The following is a 13,315-nucleotide window of genomic DNA, read 5'->3' as shown; positions in this document are numbered from 1 at the left end:
GGCATTTCATCCTTTCCGAAAATGGTGAAACGTCTTCCCGATCTCGAGGCATGGGCGATCTTCGCCAAGGTTGCCGAACAAGGCTCCTTCTCAGGTGCTGCGCGTGCACTGGGCCTCTCCGACCCGACCGTGTCCAAGGCGATCAGCCGCCTGGAAGCGCGGCTCGGCTTCGCGCTGATCGCCCGCACGTCGCGCCGCCTTGCGTTGACGGAGGCCGGACGGAGCGCCCTCGATCGCGCCACCCGCATCTTGCAGGAGGGCGAAGCGGTCGAGGAGGAGGCGGGTGAGCAGACCACCGCGCCGCGGGGCCGGATTCGGGTAAGCGCGCCCATGTCGTTCGGCATCGCCTATCTCGGGTCGACGCTGCCGGCGTTCCTGCAGGCTTATCCGGATATTTCAGTCGACTTCGCGCTCAGCGATCGCAAGGTCGACCTGATCGCCGAAGGATTTGATCTGGCGCTTCGGATCGCCAGCCTGGACAACTCGTCGCTATTGTCGCGCCGCCTGTGCTCCGTCCGCCTTCTGTTGGTCGGTGCACCGGCTTACTTCGAGAGGCACGGCTGGCCGACGCACCCGGCCGAGTTGGTGCGGCATTGCGCATTGGCCTATACTGGCGGCACCTCGCGCGGGGTCTGGCGCTTCAGCCACCCTGGATTTGGCGAAGAAAGCGTTGAGCCGCCCGTCCGGATCTGGACGGATAATGCCGACCTGCTGAACCCTGCCCTGCTTGCCGGACAAGGGCTCGCCATCCAGCCCGAATTTTTGGTCTGGCGCGAATTGCGGGATGGCAAGCTGGCGGTGGCCATGCCCGATTGGTCGGTCACGCCACTCGGCCTACACCTCGTCATGCCGCCCAGCCCCCTGCGACCCCTGCGGGTGCAGGTGTTGATCGACCATCTGGCGCGCGAACTCAGCCGAGCGCCCTGGGCCAACTAGCCTGGGGAAATAGGATCGCCCGAACGCGCGCTGCCGTCGATGGGACAGCAGCCGCGCGTACACTGGGTCAGGTTGTCGACGACAGCCGGATCACCGGCATGGGCAATGGCGATTAACGGACGACCACAAAAATCGCGAGCCACAGGAACGCACTCGCCGGAACAGCCAAAAGCGTTCCGTGCGCCCCGAACGGGTACCGCCGCTGATTGCTGGTTCCTTGCACGAGCAGTCCTCTCCATTATGATTGTTATTTGGATAATGTACCGATGCGGGACAGGTTGTCCAGCATACCGGAAGCATGAATCTTCGGATTGGGCACAAAAGATGCGGCTGCTTATTCCCGCTTGCGCCCCATGCCGCGCTCGCGCCCCCAGATTACTGCGCCGCTTCGCCGGTTCGTACCGATCTTGGCATAAAGCCGGGCAACGTGGTTACGCACCGTGTGGCGCGAAATCGCGAGCCGATCCGCAATGGTCGCGTCATCCAGATCGTCGCAAATCAGCTCCAGTATCTCACGTTCACGGGACGTGAGGTCGACGGGCACTGAATGTGAAGCGGGCCTGCGAAGCGTTGCCAGCTTGTCCAGGATGGAGCGGCTAAGCCAGCTTGCGTCCCGCAACACTTCGTCGATTGCTTCGCCTAGTTGCGCCTCGCTCCGGCGGCGGTCCGTGACGTCCTGGAACACCCAGAGCACACATGGCGCATGGTGAACATGGATCGTTTCCGCGGAGATCAGGCATTCTACGGGCGAACCAGACTTGGACGACAGCTTCGCCGTCACTCCGCGGACTGAGCCCTGTTGCTTGATCGCTGCCTCCGCTGCTGCGCGTTCGTCAACGTCATTCCATAGCCCGAGCTGATCGATCTTATGGTTCAGCGCGTCGGCATCGTGGCCCGTGAGCTCGCGGAATGCGCCATTGATGCCCGTGATCCGACCGTCGTCACCGCGCGTGATCGCCATTGCCACGGGTGCCATGTCGAACACGGCCTGGAGATGCTGTTCGCTCGCCGCCAGCGCCTGCTCCGCCTGCCGCCTGGGCTCCAGGTCGGCAAAGGTGAGAAGAAGCGCGTCATCATCCGTCACGTCGATCGGCTGGCCCGCGAAGACGACTAGCCGACGCCCGCCATCGGCGACCAGCAACTCGGCATCGGTCTGCGGCACCACCTCCCCAGCCTCGATGCTCTGGCGGATGGCGGGCGCCTTTGCTTCACCGCCTAACAGGTCCAATCCGAACAAGGTGCGCCCGACCAGTTGTTCCGATGTGAACTGCGTCAGCGACAGAAAGCCCGGATTGGCCTGCACAACGCGCAGATCGCGCGACCGCACAACCAGGGCGGGGGCCGGATTGGCCTGGAACATCGCCTTGAACCGGGCCTCCGCATCGTAGCGCTTCGAAACGTCGCTTAAGACAAGCGCCAGGAAGTCGGGCTCGCCATCATCCACGTCCATCGTGACGTCGCGCACCTGATGCACCCAGCGCGCTTCATTATCGCCAGCAGGCGCGACCTCCACCACCATGTCGGGCAGGGGCTCGCCCGCCAACAAGCGGAACAGCGGGTATTCGCGGCGCTTCAGCGGGTGGTGATCTTCCGACCACATCGTGAAACGCTCGGCATACTCCTCTGCCGTCGCGCCCAGGTCGGCCGCTTCGCGAACGCCGTGCATGGCCAGCGCTGCCCCGTTCACGCTCAGGATCACGCCCGTGGGGTCAAGCAGGATCACCCCATCGAGCAACTGTGCCATCAGCTGCTCCAGATGACGCATTGTGGGGTGCTGATCGGCAGGACTGGCTTGTCTGGTCATGGCGGTTCAACCGCGCGACACGGCCCGCCGTTCCGCCATTCGGTACTATGCCGCCTGGTACATCCGTACTAGCCGCAGCCGGAATGCCCGCGGCGCTGCTTTGAACATCCGACGGCGCTGGCCCGTTCTGATTGCTCCAGTGATAGCGTGAAAGGAACGGCCATGGGTCTCATCATACTTCTAGTAGTCGGCGGGCTGATCGGCTGGGTCGCCAGCATGATCATGCGAACCGACGGGCAGCAAGGCATCTTCCTCAACGTGATCGTCGGCATCGTCGGCGCGCTTCTTGCCGGGTTCATCCTGACGCCGTTGATCGGCGGTGCGCCCATCACCAGCGGCGTGCTCAACATCCAGTCGATCCTGGTGTCGCTGCTCGGCGCGATCGTGCTGCTCGCGATTGTGAACCTGTTTCGCCGCGGTGCGGTTCGTTAAAGCAAGGAATACCCATCATGACCCAACATCAGGCATCGGCACTGTTCGACACCCAGGCGGAGGCACAGGCAGCCGTCGCGGACCTTCGCACCGCGGGGGTGCCCGACCAGGCCCTCTCGGTACTCACCCAACGCGGCGGCGTGACCACCACGTCCGACGTCGACGGTAGCGTCACCGACGAGGATCACGGCAACGTGCTGCGCGGCATCTTGGGCGGTGGCGCACTCGGCGCTGGCCTCGGCGTCGCGGCGTTGGCCATTCCCGGCGTCGGACCGCTGGTCGCGGCAGGTGCCATTGCGGCGTCCGCCGTTCCCGGTGCGATGGCGATCGGCGCCGCCGCGGGTGCGGCTGCTGGCACGTTGAATGAAACGCTCGTGAAGCACGGCATCAGCGAGGATGACGCGAGCTATTATGGCGACCGGCTCGACAAGGGCGGCGTACTTGTCACGGTGGATCCGAGCACCAGCGGCGTGTCGGCCGAAGCGGCGGCGGACATCCTGTACCGGAACGGCGGCCACAACGCGGGACGCTCGCGCGTTTCGACGTACTGAACGACCATGGCTGAGCTTGGGCCGGGGAAGCTGAGGCTCCCCCGGCCCTTGCGCGTCCCGCTACCATGATGCTGAAATCCCGTTGTGACAAAGGCGCGGGGAAACGCTGGCGCGACGACGCGTTATCAACCTGCACAAGACTGGACGGCTTACTCCGATCCAGCAACGCTCTTGGAGGACTCATGACCGCTCGCTTCTATGCCGCTCCCCTTCTTGCACTCGCCGTGTCGGGATGCGGCCTGAACAGCGTCCCGGTCGCCCAGGAAAATGCCAAGGCACGCTGGGCCGATGTTCAGAATGAATACCAGCGCCGCGCCGACCTCATTCCCAATCTGGTCGCAACCGTGAAGGGCTATGCCAAGCAGGAGTCCGACGTGCTGATCGGCGTCACCCAGGCCCGCGCCGGCGCAAGCCGGGTGCAGCTATCCGGCGACGACCTGACCGACCCGGCCAAGATGCAGCAATTCGAGCGCGCGCAGGGAGCGGTGACGCTGTCGCTGCAACGACTGCAGGAGGCCTATCCCGACCTGAAGTCGAACCAGAACTTCCTGTCGCTGCAATCGCAGCTGGAAGGGACGGAGAACCGCATCACCATCGCACGGCGCGATTATAACGGAGCAGTGCAGGCGTATAACACCCGCATCCGCACCTTCCCCGACGCGATCGGGGCCAAGATCTTCCATGGCGCGCAACCGATGGTGCCATTCCAGGCCACCGCGCCGGGTGCAGACACGGCCCCGTCCGTAAGCTTCGGGAATGCGAGCTGAGCGGGCACATGCGCTTGGTCGTGAGGTTTGGCCTCTGGTGGCTGGCGTTCCTGTCCTTTGTCGCCTGCCTCGGCGTTCCCGCCGTTGCGCAGAGCTTTCCCAAGTTCACGGGCTTCGTGGTCGACACCGCGAACGTGCTGCCCGCGGATCAGGAAGCGGCGCTGACGAAGCGGCTCGACGACCTGCAACGGCGGACGGGGCACCAGTTGGTGGTCGCCACCATCCCCGACCTCGGCGGCTACACGATCGAGGATTATGGCTATCGCCTGCTGCGCACCTGGGGCGTCGGCCTGAAGGGGGCGGACAACGGCGCCATCCTGATCGTCGCCCCGACCGAGCGCAAGGTCCGGATAGAGGTTGGCTATGGCCTGGAGCCCTGGCTGACTGACGCCTTTTCCAGCGTGATCATCAACCGGACGATCATCCCCCGCTTCAAGGCAGGCGACGTTCCGGGCGGCATTGTCGCGGGCGCGAACGCGGTGGCCGATCAACTTGCGCTTCCTGAAACGGATGCGCGCGGCAAGGTGGCGGCGGCGGCTGCGGAATATGATCGCACTCATCGGCAGGCCAGCACCAACAGCCAGGGCGGAATTCCGATCGGGCTGATATTCTGGCTGGTGGTGATCGGGTTCTTCGTTCTTCCCTTTCTCACCCGTCGTCGCAATCGCGCGGCGCCATGGGGTCGTGGCTATCGGCGTGGCGGTGGCGGGGGCACCCTCCCCATCGTGCTGTGGTCGATCGCGAGTGGCCTCGGGAACTCGGGACGGTCGAGCGGCGGCTGGGGCGGCGGTGGTTTCGGTGGCGGATCGAGCGGTGGCGGCGGCGGCTGGACGGGCGGCGGCTTCAGCGGCGGTGGCGGTGGATCGGGCGGCGGCGGTGGCGCGTCCGGGAGTTGGTGATGCACTTATCTGAAAGCGACCACGCGCTCGTGGCCGAGGCCGTGACCCGGGCCGAACAGGCAACCGACGGGGAGATTGTCACGATCGTCGCTGCGCGATCCGACAAATATGGCGACGTGGCGACCCACTGGGCGCTGCTTGCCATGCTATCCTTGCTAGCCGCGTTCGTGATCTGGCCCACCTTGCCGGAATGGCTCTACCTGCAGGTGTCTGGCGACTGGTCGTCGTCCGTTGCGGCACGGTCGCTGTACGAGGTGGTGCTCCTGACCGCCGCTCTTGTGTTCGTCGTCGCCTGGGCACTTTTGCGCTGGGCGCCGTTGAGGATGGCGTTGACCCCGCCGCCGACAAAGGCGCGCCGCGTACACCGGGCCGCCCTGTCCCTATTTCGCGCCACGGTGGAGCGCCGCACGCGCGCCGCCACCGGCGTCCTCCTCTATGTGTCTCTGGCAGAGCACCGGGCAGAGCTGGTCGCGGAAGCGGCCATCCACTCCCGTGTCGATCAGGAGGTTTGGGGAGAGGCCATGAACGCGTTGGTCAGCCAGATACGCGACGGCCGCCCCGGACAGGGCATCGCCGATGCCGTTGCGCAGGTAGGTATTGTGCTGGCGGAGCATTTTCCGCGCGGCGCCAACGACACAAACGAGCTTCCGGACCGCGTGATCGAGCTCTGATCCGTACCGGGACGACTGGGTCAGCTCGGGCTTTCCTGGCCAAGGGTCGACAGCTCGGCCGGCCGCACTTCGTGGATCAGCTGCTCCATCCCGCACTGCTCGGGTGATTTGTCGGGCCGCCAACGCAACAGCTTTGTTCCATGCCGAAAACGGTCGCCCGTGACCTGATCATAGACTACTTCCACGACCAGTTCGGGCTTTAGTGGTTCCCACTCGCTCTCGGCGCCGTTGTTCCAACGGCTCGGCCCGCCCGGTGCCTTGCCAGTGAAGCCTTGCGCCCCGATCAACGGCTCCAGCTTGTGCAGCAGCGCCTTGCGCTCGCCAGCGGTCATGCCTGATGTGAAGCCAACATGGTTCAGTCGGCCGGAGTCATCATACAGGCCCAGCAACAGCGACGCGACGCCGCCACCGCCCTTGGCGCGCCGGAACCCACCAACGACGCAATCGGCGGAGCGATGCTGCTTCACCTTGAGCATGGCACGCTCACCTGGCCGGTAAGGCTCGTTGACGCGCTTCGCGACCACGCCGTCCAGCGCGCCTCCGGCATGGGCCAGCCACGACCGGGCCGCGGCAATGTCACCCGTGCAGTCCGAGAGTAGCAGCGACGCTTCCCCATGGGCGGCATGGAACTGGTCGAGGCGTTGTCTCCGTTCGGTCAGCGGCATGTCGAGCAGGCTGGTGCCGTCCAGCATCAAGCAGTCAAACAGCATGAGCTGGGCCGGTGTCTCACGCGACAGCCGCTCGATGCGGCTCGCTGCGGGATGAAGCCTTGCCTGCAACGCGTCAAAGGACAGCACGTCCCCGATTGGCAGGATCAGCTCGCCGTCAAGCGTGAACGCCTGCCGATCAACCGCGGCCACCATCGCGATGACTTCCGGGAAATAGCGGCTGAGCGGCTTGCCGGACTTGGACAGGATTTCGACCTCATTGCCCTCACGGAAGACCAGCGCGCGGAAGCCGTCCCATTTGGGCTCGAACTGCCACCCCTCCTCGTCCGGCAGGTCGTCCACCAACTTGGCTTCCATGGGAGCAAACCCCGGTACTGCCATTGCCTAGCCTCCTCCTCGTCTGGGTGGAACGTGCACTGGAGACCTCGGTTCAGTCCTGCGCCGCCTTCGCCTCCACCATGCCGACCAGCGCGAGCGCGTCGCCCAGCGCGGCGGATGATGCTGTGTTGTCAAACATGCACCAGACCTGGCGGCCCCCGGCCATCTCGGCAGTCACCTGCGCGGCGTAGGTGCGCAAGCGATCCTCTCCATAGGCCGATCGGTACATGACGGGCGAGCCATGAAGGCGAATGTAGCTCATCCCGCGCCAGCCGCCCGGAAGTGCGGCGTCGGGGACTTTTGCCGGGTCGGCGGCAACACGCGCGACGCGATGCGCCTCCAGCACCGCGCCGGCTTCCTGTTCGAACCAGCTCGGATGCCGTGGTTCGCACACCATAAGTACATCGGTCACTGACGCCGCCATGGTGAAGAAGCTCGCGGCGACATGTTCGTCGAAGACGAGGCTGGGCGGAAGCTGGAGGAGCAGGACCGCGAACTTCGGGCCAAGCCCGCCGGCCTCGGACATGAATTGCTCGAATGGCGCGTGGCTGTCCGCCAACCGCCGCGCATGGCTGATCTCCTTCGGGATCTTGGCTGCAAAGCGGAAGTCCTCCGGCACACCGGCACCCCATCGTTCCCATGTCGATCGCCGGTGCGGGCGGTGAAAGGATGAGTTCACCTCCACGCCCGGCAGCACGCTGGCATATCGCTGCAACGCGCTGCCTTCCGACGGGAATGACGGCCTGTTCTCAGCATCAATGGCCCAACCGGCGGTTCCAATCACGGGCTGCATGACACTCCCCTAGCAGAACGGTGCGGCGGAGAGTGCTTCCGTTCGGAACCAGGCTGACAGTTCGTTGATTCCTCTCGGGGAGGAGACGGATGATGGCAGACGACAAGACCAAGCTTGGCAGCGGCGACCGGGACCGCGTCGCTGGCGGGCAGGACTATGAGGTGGAGTATTTCGCCCGCAAGCACGGCATCTCGCCCGATCAGGTTCACCAGCTCATCAAGGAAGTCGGCAACGATCGCGACAAGCTGGACGAGGCCGCTACCAGGCTCAGGGCAGACGCTTGAGCCACCAGCCGGGCTAAGACGTAGGACCGTTGACGGACCGAGCCAGATAGATCCCGGCCAGGTTCTGGGTCCGCTTGATGTAGCGGACATGGGTCGGGCCGGCTTTCTCCTCGATCGCTTGTAGCGCACGCAGGTGATGAAGGTAAGGTTTTGGGCATTTAACCTTGCCCTTAGCCTGACCGATTACGGCCAGGGCATCGCCGACGAACACCGGGCTTCGCAGGTCCAGTTCTCGCGCCAGCCTCACCGCCGCCAGCAGCGCCAGCCACTCGGCGTCCATGCTCGACCCTGATCCAAGATCGCGCGCGGAATATGGGCGACCGCCGACCACCACCGCCCATTCCATTCCGTGCGGTTCAGGCCGGTAGCCGCCGTCGAAGAAGACCTTCTGCCATGCCGTTGTCATGCGCGGCGCGATGCTACGAAGGGGCCGGGCAACGACGCGCGCCCTGTTCTCCGGTAGGTGAGAGACGGGGGTCGCCCTGTTTCGATCACCATTCGCGCGCAGCGCCGTCCGGGCCACGCCACACGGGATTACGCCAACCAGCGGTCGGCTCTGCGGCCATGGTGCGGATCTTTTCCTCGTCGACGGCGACGCCCAGACCCGGGCCGGTCAGCACCTCGACCATGCCGTCCTTCACATCGAACACGGAAGGGTCCTGCATGTACGTCAACAGGTCATGCCCACCCGTATTGTAATGAATGCCGAGCGACATTTCCTGGATGACATGATTGGGTGTTGCCGCCGCGATCTGGAAGCAGGCGCCGAGCGCCAGCGGCCCCAAGGGGCAGTGCGGGGCCACGGCAACATCATAGGCCTCCGCCATCGATGCGATCCGCCGGCACTCGGAAATGCCGCCAGCGTGGCTGAGATCGGGTTGGATGATGTCGACGCAGTTCGCCTCGAACATCCGCTTGAAGTCCCATCGGCTGTACAACCGTTCGCCAAGCGCGATCGGGGTGCTGGTATGCTGCGCGAAGTCGACCAAGCCTTCGACATGCTCCGACAGCAGCGGCTCTTCGATGAACATCGGCCTGAGCCCTTCCACCGCACGGGCGAGCTGCTTGGCCATGGGGCGGTGCACCCGCCCGTGAAAGTCGAGCCCGACGTCCAGCCCTTGCGCCTGCACCGCCTCGACCCGCGCGACCGTCTCGTCGAGCGCCTTGGGCCTGTCCAGCCAGCCAAGATCGGCGGTGGCGTTCATCTTGACCGCCGTGAAGCCCTGCTCCCGCCGCGCGGCCGCGGCATCGGCGACCTCGTGCGGACGATCGCCGCCGATCCAGGCGTAGACCGGCACCCTGTCGCGCACCTGCCCGCCCAGCAGCTGCCACACGGGCACGCCTAGCGCCTTGCCCTTCAGGTCCCACAATGCCTGGTCCAGGCCCGACAACGCGCTCATCAACACCGGGCCGCCACGGTAGAAGCCCAGGCGATACGCGATCTGCCATACGTCTTCGATACGGGCCGGGTCGTGCCCGATAAAGCGGTCACGCAGGCTCGCAAAGGCGCCATCCACCGCCTCCGCATGGCCCTCCAGGCTCGCCTCGCCCCACCCAACCGCGCCGTCGTCCGTCTCGACGCGGACAAACAGCCAGCGCGGCGGCACGGTGAAGGTCTCGATACGTGTGATCTTCATAGGATCCTCGCCGCCACCTTGTTTCAAGCCCTGAAGCGAACCGCAATCCAGCCGAGAAGGTCCGCTTCTGAAAGCGCAGAAAACGCACATACCCGGCTTCGGTCGCGCCGGCCCGCGCGGTCAGAGCCGCATTGTAAGTACCGCCATCAATGTTGGCCCGCTTATCAACCACGTTTTGTCAGATAAATACGCTTTGTGTTCGCGCCAGGGGTTTGTATCACCGCCACATAGACCCGTCGCCACGGGCAACTTTGGAGAGGATATGAAGAGGCTCATCCCACTCGCCTTCTCGATGGCTATGCTGCTACCCTTGACCGCTCACGCTTCTGAGGCGAAGCGCGCAACCTTCGGCAACCTGCCCGATGGCCGCGCCGTTCCCGCCGTTACCCTCACCAACAGCCATGGAGTCAGCGCGACGCTGATCGCCTATGGCGCTTCGATCCAGTCGCTGGTCATGCCCGACCGCGACGGCCGCCCGGCCGATGTCGTGCTGGGCTATGCGACACTCTCCGAATACCTCAAGACCCCGCAATATTTCGGCGCCACGGTCGGTCGCTACGCCAACCGGCTTGCCCGCGGTCGCTACACGGTTGATGGCAAGGGCTATCAGGCGCCCGTCAATGACGGCCCGAACTCGCTTCACGGCGGTACGCAAGGGTTCGACAAGGTGTTGTGGGAAGTAGTGTCGGTGAAGTCCGGCGCGGCCGCCTCCGTCACGTTCCGCTATGTGAGCCGGGACGGCGACCAGGGCTATCCCGGCACTGTCACAGTAGACGCCATCTATTCGCTAGACGAGCAGAACGCGCTCACGATCGAATACAAGGCGACCACCGACGCGCCGACGATCGTCAACGTGACGAACCATAACTATTGGAACCTGTCTGGAGAGGGCTCCGCGAATGGCGCATTGGGCCATCTCGTCACCATTCCGGCCGAGACATTCCTGCCCACGGACGCGACGGCGATCCCCACGGGTGAGTTGAAGCCGGTTGCCGACACCGTGTTCGACTTTCGCACCCCCCACGCGGTCGGGGAGCGGGTTCGCGACGCGAGCGATCAGCAGATCGTGTTCGGTCGCGGCTACGACCACAACTGGGTGATCGGCCGTACCGTGACGCCCGACCAGCACCTGATGGCCCGGGTCAGCGACCCCGCTTCGGGCCGCGGGTTCGAGCTGTGGTCGAACCAGCCAGGCCTTCAATTCTACTCGGGCAATTTCCTGAACGGCACCAGTTCGGGCAAGGCGCGCAAGATCTATCGCGAGGGCGACGCGCTGGTGTTCGAACCGCAACTGTTCCCGGACACTCCCAACCAATCCGGCTTCGGCTCTGCGCGGCTGGCACCGGGCCAGACCTATCGCAACATCATGACCTATCGACTGACCACCGGTCAGGCAGGTTCGGGAGGGAATAAGTGATCCGCCGCCCCCTGTTGTTCATCGCCGCGAGCGCCCTGTCGCTCGTCGCCAGCACCCTTCCGGCCGACGCGCGCGAGCAATGGACCAAGACGGAGGCGAACCGCTGGTATGGCGGGCAGCCCTGGCTTTTGGGCGCGAACTACACCCCCGCCACCGCGGTCAACGAGATCGAGATGTGGCAGGCGGACAGCTTCGACCCGGTCACGATCGACAAGGAGCTCGCCTGGGCGGAGCAACTCCACATGAACACGATGCGCGTGTTCCTCCACAACCTGCTCTGGGAACAGGACGCGGCGGGGCTGAAGCAGCGCATCAACACGTTCCTGACGATCGCGGCCAAGCACAAGATCCGTCCCGTGTTCGTGTTGTTCGACAGCTGCTGGGACCCGAACCCCGCACTCGGCCCGCAGCACCGGCCGATCCCGGGCGTTCACAATTCGGGATGGGTCCAGGCACCCGGCGCCGCGCGGCTGGCCGATACAAGCCAGTACGGCAAGCTTGAGGGCTATGTGAAGGACATCGTCGGCACCTTTGCCCGCGACAAGCGCATCCTGGCCTGGGACGTGTGGAACGAGCCCAATAATGGGGGCGGCGGCGGTGGTTCCTATGTCGAAACGCCCAACAAGAAGGTGTTGGTTGCGGGCCTGCTGGACCAGGTGTTCACCTGGGCGCAGGTGCAGGACCCGACTCAGCCGCTCACCAGCGGCGTGTGGACCGGCGACAATTGGGACAAGCCCGAGACGCTCGATGCGGTGGAGAAGATCCAGCTCGCGCGCTCCGACATCATGACCTTCCACGATTACAGCTGGCCCGAAACCTTTCTGCGCCGTGCGAAGCAGATACAAAGCTATGGTCGGCCGGTGATCTGCACCGAATACATGGCGCGCGGTGCGGGTTCGACATTCGATGGATCGATGCCGATCGGCAAGAAGATGAACATCGGCATGATCAATTGGGGCTTCGTCGATGGCGAAACCCAGACCCGCCTGCCCTGGGACAGCTGGAAAAAGCCGTACACCTATGAGGAACCGACCGTCTGGTTCCATGAAGTGCTGCGCGCCGATGGCACGCCATATCGCCAGGCCGAAACCGACCTGATAAAGCGGCTCGCCACCGCGCCCAAGGGCGTCGTTCCGGCCGATCCAGTTCGGCCATGAAGCCGGTCGCCGTCCTGGCCGCAGCCTTGCTGCTGCTGGCAGGCAACGCGGCGGCAAAGGATACGCCTTCGATATTCGCCGGGGCGGACCCCGATGCGATCTTCGCCGACGGGCGGATGTGGATTTATCCAACCGGAAGGGGCGACCGGCTGGAAAGCTGGTCGTCGGCGGACCGTGCCCATTGGCAGGATCGTGGCGACCTGATCCGACTGAAGGACGTTCGCTGGGCGCGTGACGACCATGCTCGCCGCCATTTCCTGTGGGCGCCCGACATGCTCGCGGCGAACGGGCGATACTATCTCTACTATTCGGTCGGGCCGCAGGATCCGACGCCCAGTCGGCTCGGCGTCGCGACCTGCACCGGCCCAGCGGGGCCCTGCACCGACTCGGGAAAACCGTTGCTCACCGGCGGCAACGGGTTTGAGGCGATCGACCCGATGGTCTTCATCGACCCCCATTCTGGACGGCGCCTGCTGTACGCCGGTGGCAGTGCGGGATCGCGGTTGCGGGTGTTCGAGCTTAACGCCGACCTGACGACGATCGCGGGCGAAGTGGCTATCAACCAGCCGCCCCTGTTCACCGAAGGCGTGTTCATGCACGAACGCGGCGGGATTTATTACCTGTCGTGGAGCCATGGGCACTGGAACCGGGCCGACTATTCCGTTCACTACGCCATGGCGACCTCCCCTACCGGCCCGTGGAAGTATCGGGGCGAGATCCTGTCGAGCCAGGGCCGCTACAAGGGACCAGGCCACCATAGCTTCGTGCAGGACCCGAAGACCGGCGAATGGCTGATCGTGTACCATCGCTGGGAGAAAAAGGCGGACGACGGGCCCTATACCGATGACCGCCGCGTCGCGATCCAGACCATCACCTATGACAAGCTCGGCCAGATCGAACCGGTACGGATGACGGACTGAC

The 13,315-nt window shown here is 64.8% G+C and carries 15 protein-coding genes; 10 read left to right on the top strand and 5 right to left on the bottom strand.

Annotated elements, in window-relative coordinates; genetic code table 11:
• The first annotated feature begins 24 nt into the window (after positions 1–24).
• Positions 25–936 (top strand): LysR substrate-binding domain-containing protein, encoded by a 912-nt coding sequence (locus tag FHS94_RS12075; RefSeq protein ID WP_184058172.1) that lies wholly within the window; start codon positions 25–27, stop codon positions 934–936.
• A gap of 334 nt (positions 937–1,270) precedes the next feature.
• Here the strand turns inward: FHS94_RS12075 and FHS94_RS12070 are convergent, their stop codons facing one another.
• Positions 1,271–2,701: a PAS domain S-box protein gene (locus tag FHS94_RS12070; RefSeq protein ID WP_343055282.1), complete on the bottom strand. Its 1,431-nt coding sequence runs from the start codon at positions 2,699–2,701 to the stop codon at positions 1,271–1,273.
• Positions 2,702–2,902: 201 nt separating this feature from the next.
• Here FHS94_RS12070 and FHS94_RS12065 point away from each other — a divergent pair, with 201 nt between their 5' ends.
• The 5 genes from FHS94_RS12065 (at position 2,903) to FHS94_RS12045 (ending at position 6,060) form a co-directional block, all read left to right on the top strand.
• Complete coding sequence (locus FHS94_RS12065) at positions 2,903–3,172, top strand: GlsB/YeaQ/YmgE family stress response membrane protein (RefSeq protein ID WP_184058168.1); 270 nt, start codon at positions 2,903–2,905, stop codon at positions 3,170–3,172.
• A gap of 17 nt (positions 3,173–3,189) precedes the next feature.
• Entirely contained in the window at positions 3,190–3,723 is a 534-nt protein-coding gene (locus FHS94_RS12060; protein ID WP_184058166.1) for a low temperature-induced protein, read from the top strand.
• 182 nt (positions 3,724–3,905) lie between these two features.
• Positions 3,906–4,490, top strand: a complete 585-nt coding sequence (locus tag FHS94_RS12055; RefSeq protein WP_184058164.1) for a LemA family protein — start codon at positions 3,906–3,908, stop codon at positions 4,488–4,490.
• Between the two features lie 20 nt (positions 4,491–4,510).
• Positions 4,511–5,389, top strand: a complete 879-nt coding sequence (locus tag FHS94_RS12050; protein WP_343055268.1) for a TPM domain-containing protein — start codon at positions 4,511–4,513, stop codon at positions 5,387–5,389.
• The gene (locus tag FHS94_RS12045) at positions 5,389–6,060 is read left to right on the top strand and encodes a TPM domain-containing protein (protein WP_184058160.1); all 672 of its coding nucleotides are present in this window, start codon (positions 5,389–5,391) and stop codon (positions 6,058–6,060) included. Before FHS94_RS12050 ends, FHS94_RS12045 begins: the two co-directional genes overlap by 1 nt.
• A gap of 20 nt (positions 6,061–6,080) precedes the next feature.
• Here FHS94_RS12045 and FHS94_RS12040 read toward each other — a convergent pair whose 3' ends face one another.
• Both FHS94_RS12040 and FHS94_RS12035 read right to left on the bottom strand, forming a co-directional pair.
• A complete protein-coding gene (locus FHS94_RS12040; RefSeq protein ID WP_184058158.1) occupies positions 6,081–7,109 on the bottom strand; it encodes an ATP-dependent DNA ligase in 1,029 nt (342 codons plus the stop codon).
• 49 nt (positions 7,110–7,158) lie between these two features.
• A complete protein-coding gene (locus FHS94_RS12035; protein ID WP_184058156.1) occupies positions 7,159–7,899 on the bottom strand; it encodes a DUF72 domain-containing protein in 741 nt (246 codons plus the stop codon).
• A gap of 92 nt (positions 7,900–7,991) precedes the next feature.
• Here FHS94_RS12035 and FHS94_RS12030 point away from each other — a divergent pair, with 92 nt between their 5' ends.
• Positions 7,992–8,183 (top strand): DUF3606 domain-containing protein, encoded by a 192-nt coding sequence (locus FHS94_RS12030; RefSeq protein WP_184058154.1) that lies wholly within the window; start codon positions 7,992–7,994, stop codon positions 8,181–8,183.
• Positions 8,184–8,196: 13 nt separating this feature from the next.
• On the opposite strand, the gene FHS94_RS12025 is transcribed toward FHS94_RS12030, so the two are convergent.
• Complete coding sequence (locus FHS94_RS12025; protein WP_184058152.1) at positions 8,197–8,589, bottom strand: reverse transcriptase-like protein; 393 nt, start codon at positions 8,587–8,589, stop codon at positions 8,197–8,199.
• 85 nt (positions 8,590–8,674) lie between these two features.
• Positions 8,675–9,820, bottom strand: coding sequence for a galactonate dehydratase (gene dgoD / locus FHS94_RS12020; RefSeq protein WP_184058150.1), 1,146 nt, complete (start codon positions 9,818–9,820; stop codon positions 8,675–8,677).
• Between the two features lie 262 nt (positions 9,821–10,082).
• On the opposite strand from dgoD, the gene FHS94_RS12015 reads away from it, so the two are divergent.
• Genes FHS94_RS12015 through FHS94_RS12005 form a run of 3 tightly spaced genes read left to right on the top strand, consistent with a single transcriptional unit; the run spans position 10,083 to position 13,314 of the window.
• Positions 10,083–11,237, top strand: coding sequence for an aldose epimerase family protein (locus FHS94_RS12015; RefSeq protein ID WP_221234740.1), 1,155 nt, complete (start codon positions 10,083–10,085; stop codon positions 11,235–11,237).
• The gene (locus FHS94_RS12010; RefSeq protein ID WP_425506185.1) at positions 11,237–12,394 is read left to right on the top strand and encodes a glycoside hydrolase 5 family protein; all 1,158 of its coding nucleotides are present in this window, start codon (positions 11,237–11,239) and stop codon (positions 12,392–12,394) included. Before FHS94_RS12015 ends, FHS94_RS12010 begins: the two co-directional genes overlap by 1 nt.
• Positions 12,391–13,314 (top strand): family 43 glycosylhydrolase, encoded by a 924-nt coding sequence (locus FHS94_RS12005; protein ID WP_184058146.1) that lies wholly within the window; start codon positions 12,391–12,393, stop codon positions 13,312–13,314. Before FHS94_RS12010 ends, FHS94_RS12005 begins: the two co-directional genes overlap by 4 nt.
• The last annotated feature ends 1 nt before the right edge of the window (position 13,315 follow it).

Origin of the sequence: Sphingomonas aerophila (genome assembly GCF_014199305.1) — a bacterium.
In the GTDB taxonomy this organism is placed as follows: Bacteria; Pseudomonadota; Alphaproteobacteria; order Sphingomonadales; family Sphingomonadaceae; genus Sphingomonas; species Sphingomonas aerophila.
Note: the sequence above shows the minus strand (reverse complement) of the source record. Positions and strands in the feature narration are given on the sequence as shown.

What these genes read in the sequence shown, in the direction of transcription:
- FHS94_RS12025 (WP_184058152.1), bottom strand. Translation starts at nt 8,589, where the DNA reads ATGACAACGGCATGGCAGAAGGTCTTCTTCGACGGCGGCTACCGGCCT.
- FHS94_RS12065 (WP_184058168.1), top strand. Translation starts at nt 2,903, where the DNA reads ATGGGTCTCATCATACTTCTAGTAGTCGGCGGGCTGATCGGCTGGGTC.
- FHS94_RS12060 (WP_184058166.1), top strand. Translation starts at nt 3,190, where the DNA reads ATGACCCAACATCAGGCATCGGCACTGTTCGACACCCAGGCGGAGGCA.
- FHS94_RS12035 (WP_184058156.1), bottom strand. Translation starts at nt 7,899, where the DNA reads ATGCAGCCCGTGATTGGAACCGCCGGTTGGGCCATTGATGCTGAGAAC.
- dgoD (WP_184058150.1), bottom strand. Translation starts at nt 9,820, where the DNA reads ATGAAGATCACACGTATCGAGACCTTCACCGTGCCGCCGCGCTGGCTG.
- FHS94_RS12005 (WP_184058146.1), top strand. Translation starts at nt 12,391, where the DNA reads ATGAAGCCGGTCGCCGTCCTGGCCGCAGCCTTGCTGCTGCTGGCAGGC.
- FHS94_RS12070 (WP_343055282.1), bottom strand. Translation starts at nt 2,701, where the DNA reads ATGCGTCATCTGGAGCAGCTGATGGCACAGTTGCTCGATGGGGTGATC.
- FHS94_RS12040 (WP_184058158.1), bottom strand. Translation starts at nt 7,109, where the DNA reads ATGGCAGTACCGGGGTTTGCTCCCATGGAAGCCAAGTTGGTGGACGAC.
- FHS94_RS12055 (WP_184058164.1), top strand. Translation starts at nt 3,906, where the DNA reads ATGACCGCTCGCTTCTATGCCGCTCCCCTTCTTGCACTCGCCGTGTCG.
- FHS94_RS12030 (WP_184058154.1), top strand. Translation starts at nt 7,992, where the DNA reads ATGGCAGACGACAAGACCAAGCTTGGCAGCGGCGACCGGGACCGCGTC.
- FHS94_RS12015 (WP_221234740.1), top strand. Translation starts at nt 10,083, where the DNA reads ATGAAGAGGCTCATCCCACTCGCCTTCTCGATGGCTATGCTGCTACCC.
- FHS94_RS12045 (WP_184058160.1), top strand. Translation starts at nt 5,389, where the DNA reads ATGCACTTATCTGAAAGCGACCACGCGCTCGTGGCCGAGGCCGTGACC.